Origin of the sequence: Azospirillum sp. SYSU D00513 (assembly GCF_017356015.1) — a bacterium.
In the GTDB taxonomy this organism is placed as follows: Bacteria; Pseudomonadota; Alphaproteobacteria; order Azospirillales; family Azospirillaceae; genus Azospirillum.
In genome coordinates this window covers 41,400-47,573 of record NZ_JAFIQV010000043.1, presented here as the reverse complement: position 1 = coordinate 47,573, position 6,174 = coordinate 41,400, and the positions used below count along the sequence as shown (strand labels likewise).

Genomic DNA, 6,174 nt, shown 5'->3' with positions numbered 1-6,174 from the left:
GACGTTCTCGGCGCGGCGGGCGAGGAAGGGCAGGCCGTTCTTGGCGACCACCAGCTCGCCGATGAGGTTCATCAGCGCGTCGATGCGCGACTGGTCTACACGCAGCACCGTCGAGGCGCGCTCATGCACCTCGTCCCCGACTGCGCCGGCGCGCTCGGGCTTGCGGGGGGCACTGCTGTCGGCGGCCGGCGGGGCGTCCGCCGGCTTCGGCGGTCCCTCTTCCAGAACCCCTTCGATGAGGGCGAGCAGGGCGGAGGGATCGGCCGCCGCCATCGCTTCTCCGCCGGACGTGGTCATCGCATCCGCGCGGGCGGGGCGTCCCTCGTGGCGCAGGGCATTGGCGGCCACCTTGGCGGCGGAACCGATGCGCCCGGCCAGCTCGAGATGGTCGCAGGGGGTGCGCAGCATGTCGCGCTGCTCGCGCAGCAGCCGGGCGGCGGGCGCCGACAGGGCTGCCTCGGCCGGCGACTCCTCGACGGTTTGCGGCGGGACGGGGGCCGTGCCCTGGGCGAGCGCCGTCAGCAGGCTTTCCAGCACCGGCGCCGAAACGGCCGCGTTGGCCGACAGGCGGGCGAGCCAGCGCAGCGCCGGGGCGTCGCCGCCGTCCGCCGGAACCAGGTCCAGCATGGTCCCGGCGGAGTCCGGGATCGACGCGCGGTGCCCGCGCTGGAGCTGCGCCAGCGCGTCGGCGGCGAACTCGCGGACCATGGAATCGCCGGTCGGCGTCCCGGCGAAGCGGAGCAGGTCACCGGCTTCCAGTTCGGTGATCTCCGCCTGCTCGGCGACGTAGCGCAGGAGGTGCTGCACCTCCTTCTTCGGGCCGAGGCTGATCGCCCGGAATCCCAGCGCGCAGGAGAAGGGATCGTAGTCGCCGAGCGCCGGCCAGGGGGCCGGCTCCTCCAGCCCCAGCCAGAGCCGGTCCGGAACCTGCCGCACCAGGGCCAGCGGGTCGTCGCCCTTGAAGAAGCACTGGGCTTCCGGCCGGTAGGACAGGGCGACCACGGGCGCCCCGTTCGCCACGGCCTGCTCCACCGTCTCCAGCAGCGCGCTTTCCGGCGCCTCGGCCAGCCAGGCGGGCGGGGCCGGGCGGCGCAGGGGCACGACCTTGGCGTCCTCCGCCGCATCGGCCGCACCGGCCGTCTCCGGGGCCTTCGCCGGTCCCGGGCCGGCGAGCCAAGCGCGTAGCGCCGCCGCGACCGGCGCGCCGCGCTCGGCGGCGTCGTGCGGCAGCGCCTCGCTGTCCTCGATCGAGTCCAGCCACACCGACACGAGGTCGAGCGCCGCCAGGATCTGGTCCAGCATGGCCGGGTCGAGCACGAGCTGCCGCTCGCGCAGGGACACCAGCAGGTCCTCAGCCGCGTGCAGCGTGGAGGTCAGGGCCGGGAAGTCGAACAGGCCGGAGGAGCCCTTCAGCGTGTGCACCGAGCGGAAGATGCCGTTCAGCAGCTCGGCATTGCCGGTGTCGCGCTCCAGAACCAGCAGGCCGTCGGTGGTCGCGGTGATCTGCTCGCGGGCCTCGACGATGAATTGTGCGAGAAGCGGGTTCATGGGGTCTCGGCTCCCGTCATGATGTGCGTGAAGCGGCGCAGCTCGTCCTCGGCGATCGGCTTGACGACGTAGAGGTTGACCCCGGCGGCGCGGGCGGCGGCGATGTCGCTGTCCCGATCGAGCGTGCTGGTCATCAGGACGGGCAGGCAGGCGATCTCCTCCGTCGCGCGCATCCGCCGGACGAAGCTCAGCCCGTCCATCTTCGGCATGTTGACGTCGACGATGGCGAGGTCGAAGGGCGTGGTCAGCGCCTTCTCCAGCGCCTCCAGCCCGTTGAAGGCCTCCTCGACGGCGTAGCCCGCGGGCTCCAGCGCCTGCCGGTAATAGGCGCGGACGATGGCGGAGTCGTCGATGACGAGGAGCCGCTTGGCCGTGCCGGGCCTCAGAGGTGTGACGTTGTCTTCCATCATGTGAAGGGCCTCTGATAGACGATGGCGTCCTCGAACCGGCGGACGTCGAACAGGGAGGAGAAGCGGCTCATCGACTCCGAGTGACCGAGGCAGATGAAGCCGCCGGGCCGCAGGCAATGGAACATGCTCTCCGCCGCCTCGCGGCGGGACACGTCGTCGAAGTAGATCAGCATGTTGCGGCAGAAGATGACGTCGATGTCGCGGAAGGCCGCCATCTGGCCGCGGTCGGACACGTTGACCCGCGAGAAGTCGATGGAGCCGCGCAGCGTGTCGAGGATGCGCCAGCGGTCGTCCAGCATCGGCTGGAAGTAGCGGCCGAGGACCGCCTTGGGCAGGCGGTTCACCGAACGCGCGTCGAAGATGCCCTCGCGCGCCCGCTCCAGCACGCGGGTGTCGATGTCCGACGCCAGGATCTGGATGTCCCAGCGGTCGACCTCGCTCCAGTGCTCCAGCAGCCAGATCGCCAGCGAATAGGGCTCCTCGCCGGTCGAGCAGGGCAGGGACCAGATGCGCACCGGCTCGCCGGGGCGCTTGCGCTTGACCAGGTCCGGCAGGATCGAGCGGGTCAGGCAGGCGAACTGGTGCTCCTCGCGGTAGAAGTAGGTCTCGTTGACCGTCAGCGCGTTGACGATCACCTCCAGCTCCCGTCCCGTCGCGTCGAAGCGCAGAAGCGACAGGTAGGACTGGACGCCGGAGGATTCCGTCTCCGCGACCCGCTCCAGAAGGCGCGGTTCGATGAAGTAGCGCTTGCTGTCGCCGAAGGACATGCCCGTGCGGCGATAGATGAAGTCGCAGAACTTCCGGAACTCGTCATCGGTGACGGCCGTCGGAACGGTCTTGGTGGCTCCGGTCACGCGCATGGCGCTGCTCCTCCCTTTCCGCCGCCCGTCATGCCGCCGGCAGCCGGGCCAGCGCGGTGTCGACCGCGAAGCGGACGTAGGCGTTTCCGGCATGGCGGTCGGCGAAGTGGCGCAGCACGGGGGCGGTCCCGGCCGAGCCGATCTCCGCCAGCACGTCGATGAAGGCGCAGGCCGTGTTGACGTGGTCCTCGTCGGGCAGCAGCCGCTCCAGGGTCTGGGCGGCCGCCCCTCCGAGCTGGCCGCGCGCGACCTCCGCCGCCATGATGCGGACCTGCGGATCCTCGTCGCGGATCAGCGCGTCGAACATCGGCAGCGCGTCGGGGCCCAGGTCGCGCAGCGCCTCGGCGGCGGCGAAGCGGCGCGCGGCGCTGCCCGAGCGCAGCAGCGGTGCCAGCACGGCGGCGGCCTTGGGGCTGCCGATGGCGACGAGGTTGAGGATCATGGCCTCGACCACCGCCGCGTCGCTTTCCACGGCGAGCCGGTGGGCGATGATGTCGATGCCGTCGGCGTAGGCCCGCGAGGCCCAGGCGGCGGCGCGCCGTTCGGAGGGGTCGAGGCTTTCGATGGCGGCCAGGACCGAGGCCCGGTCCGGGAAGGCCGGGGCGGCGGGCGTCTGCGGCGCAGGGGCTTTCACGAGCGGCATGTCAACGGACCCATTTTTCGAGTTGCTCGGCGACGCGGTGGACGGGGAGCACCAGATCCGCGCCGCCGCGCCGGATCAGGTCCTGGGGCATGCCCCAGACGACGGCGGTCTCCTCCGCCTCGGCGATGGTCCGGCCGCCCTTCTGCCGGAGCATCGTCATGGCCTCCGCCCCGTCGTTGCCCATCCCGGTGAGCAGGACGCCGACGAGGCGCGTGGGATCGACATGTTCCATGGCGCTCTGGACCATCCGCTCCACGCTCGGATGCCAGAGATAGCGGGAGGAGGCCGGAGCGGGCAGGGCGACCAGCCCGCTCGGACGCCGCGCCACCAGCATGTCGGCGTCCCCCCTGGCGATGTAGGCGCAGCCCGGCTGGAGCGGGGTCGGCTTGTCCACCTCCACCACATGGATGCGGCTGCTGCCGTCCAGCCGCCGGGCCAGGACGCCGGTGAAGCTGGAGGGCATGTGCTGGCTGATCAGGACCGGCCAGCGGAAGTCCGCGGGCAGCACAGGCAGCACGCAGTCCAGGGCACCCGGACCGCCGGTGGACACGCCGACCAGCACCAGCCCCTTCGCTTCGCCGCCGGCGGCGGAGAGCGGGGCCTTGCGGGGCGTCTCCCGGCTTTCCGTGTGCTGGCGCCGGATGCGCTGGGCGAGGTTGCGCGAGCGCATCCGCGTCCTGGCGGCGGCCCGCACCTTGGCGACCAGCTCCCCTTCGATCTTGTCGATGTTCAGGGAGACGGTGCCGTCGGGCTTCGGGATGAAGTCGACGGCGCCGAGTTCCAGAGCCTCCAAGGTCGCCATGGCCCCCTTGGAGGTCAGGGAGGACACCATCACCACGGGGCGCGGGCTCTCCGTCATGATGTGGCTGAGGCAGGTCAGCCCGTCCATTTCCGGCATGTTGATGTCGAGCGTCACCACGTCGGGCTGCCGCTCGCGCACCAGGTTCAGGGCTTCCGCGCCGTTGCGGGCGAAGGTCACCTCGAAGTCGCCCTGCCCTTCGAAGATACGGCCCAGATGCCGTCGCATCAGGGCGGAGTCGTCGACGATGAGAAGTTTGATCATGCTGACGTGTGGGAAACAGGTCGTGCGGGGGCGGGTCGTGCGGGGGATGGGGCGCGCCGGCCGGCCCCGGGCCGGCGCGTCCCGTCACCCGATCAGTGGATGGACTGGCCGATCGCGCCGATCTCGGCGGCGTCGAGGAGGTTCTCGACGTTGAGCAGCAGGACCATCCGCTTGTGCTTCTCCAGGTTGGCGACCCGGCTGATGAGCTTGGCCTGCTCGTCGGACAGGGACGGGGTGGGGCCGATGGCGCTGCGGGCGATCTTCAGGACCTCCGACACGCTGTCGACGATGAAGCCGGTTCGCACGCCGTTGATGGTGAAGACCATGATGCGCTGGCGGTCGTTGCGCTCGACCTCCGGCAGGTCGAAGCGGCGGCGCTGGTCGATGACCGGCAGCACCGAGCCCCGCAGGTTGACGACGCCCTCGATGAAGGCGGCGGTCTTCGGCACGCGGGTGAGTTCGTCCGGCACGCGCACGATCTCGTTCACGCTCTCGATCGGCGCCCCGTACTCCTCGTTGCCGAGGCGGAAGACGACGAACTGCTCCTCCTCGTCCACGACGGCGGTGCGGCTGTCGTTCAGGATCTCGGCCACTTGCTCCTCCTCCATCCCCTCGGCGGCGGCCATGGCCGTGCGCACGGCGTCATGCTGGAACAGCCGGTCGGCGGACAGGATGGAGACCAGCCGCTTGCCGCCGTTCAGGCGGCAGATGGACTGGATCTCGCCCCGCCCGTCGCCGAGCATGTTCGGCAGCGGGTCCACGATGTCCTTGCGGACGCGCAGCACCTCGCGGACCGTGTCCATGACGACGCCGACCGAGTTCTTCTCGTCGAGCGGAACGACGACGATCTTGCTGCGCTCGTCGAGGTCCGATTCCGGAAGGTTGAACATCGCCCGCAGGCTGACCAGCGGGAGCAGCCGGTTGCGCAGGGTCACGACACCCAGCACGTGGCGGTCGGTGCAGGGGATGCGGCTGATGCTTTCGGGCACCTGCACGATCTCCTGCACGCTCTCGATGCCCAGCGCGTATTCCTGGCCGGCCACCTCGAAGCTGACGAGCTGAAGCTCGTCGTTCGCCTCGGCCAGCGTGTCGCGGGCCTCGGCGGCGGCCGCCGCGACGCGGGCGGCCCGCCGCCCCGCGTTCAGGCCGTCGCCCTGCAGCAGGTGGGCGGGGTCGATGATCATGATCATCGGGTGGCCGTTGACCCCCTTGATCATGCCGCGCAGCAGGTCGGTGTCCACGGTGGCGCCGATGGACTCCGCCGGCTCGATCTGGTCGGGGTCGGCGGTGACCACGGCGGCCATCCGGTCGACCACGAAGCCGACCGGAACCCCCTGGTTGATGACGACGACGCGGGTGGCGTCGTCGTGCGGCACGTCGGCGAAGCTGAAGATCCGCCGCAGGCTGGTCACCGACATCACGGTGCCGCGCAGGTTGGCGAGACCTTCGAGGCTGGCGGGGCTCTTGGGCACGCCGACCACGTCGGGCATCCGGATGATTTCCTGGACCTCGGCGAGCGGCACCGCGAACATCTCGTTCTGCACGTAGAAGGTCACGTATTGCCGCGTATCCCCGCCGATGCCCGCCTCGCCGCCGGGACCGGCGGCCGGGTTCATCATGTTCATGGGTCAGCCCTCATGTTGACGGGGC

6 protein-coding genes are annotated in these 6,174 nt (G+C 70.7%); all 6 read right to left on the bottom strand.

Annotated features, from left to right (window positions below; translation table 11 throughout):
• Positions 1–1,548 (bottom strand): Hpt domain-containing protein (locus JUB11_RS25615; RefSeq protein ID WP_207461637.1); only part of this gene is annotated, 1,548 nt, incomplete at its 3' end.
• Positions 1,545–1,958, bottom strand: coding sequence for a response regulator (locus tag JUB11_RS25610; RefSeq protein ID WP_207461624.1), 414 nt, complete (start codon positions 1,956–1,958; stop codon positions 1,545–1,547). The genes JUB11_RS25615 and JUB11_RS25610, both read right to left, overlap by 4 nt.
• Complete coding sequence (locus tag JUB11_RS25605) at positions 1,955–2,818, bottom strand: CheR family methyltransferase (RefSeq protein ID WP_207461623.1); 864 nt, start codon at positions 2,816–2,818, stop codon at positions 1,955–1,957. The genes JUB11_RS25610 and JUB11_RS25605 overlap by 4 nt, the downstream gene beginning before the upstream one ends.
• Positions 2,819–2,846: 28 nt before the next feature.
• The gene (locus tag JUB11_RS25600; protein ID WP_207461622.1) at positions 2,847–3,461 is read right to left on the bottom strand and encodes a HEAT repeat domain-containing protein; all 615 of its coding nucleotides are present in this window, start codon (positions 3,459–3,461) and stop codon (positions 2,847–2,849) included.
• Between the two features lies 1 nt (position 3,462).
• Entirely contained in the window at positions 3,463–4,524 is a 1,062-nt protein-coding gene (gene cheB / locus JUB11_RS25595; RefSeq protein ID WP_207461621.1) for a chemotaxis-specific protein-glutamate methyltransferase CheB, read from the bottom strand.
• A 92-nt stretch (positions 4,525–4,616) separates the two neighbouring features.
• Positions 4,617–6,149, bottom strand: a complete 1,533-nt coding sequence (locus JUB11_RS25590; protein WP_207461620.1) for a chemotaxis protein CheW — start codon at positions 6,147–6,149, stop codon at positions 4,617–4,619.
• Between the last annotated feature and the right edge of the window lie 25 nt (positions 6,150–6,174).

Coding starts and splice junctions, on each gene's coding strand:
- JUB11_RS25600 (WP_207461622.1), bottom strand. CDS start 3,461: ATGCCGCTCGTGAAAGCCCCTGCGCCGCAGACGCCCGCCGCCCCGGCC.
- cheB (WP_207461621.1), bottom strand. CDS start 4,524: ATGATCAAACTTCTCATCGTCGACGACTCCGCCCTGATGCGACGGCAT.
- JUB11_RS25610 (WP_207461624.1), bottom strand. CDS start 1,958: ATGATGGAAGACAACGTCACACCTCTGAGGCCCGGCACGGCCAAGCGG.
- JUB11_RS25605 (WP_207461623.1), bottom strand. CDS start 2,818: ATGCGCGTGACCGGAGCCACCAAGACCGTTCCGACGGCCGTCACCGAT.
- JUB11_RS25590 (WP_207461620.1), bottom strand. CDS start 6,149: ATGAACATGATGAACCCGGCCGCCGGTCCCGGCGGCGAGGCGGGCATC.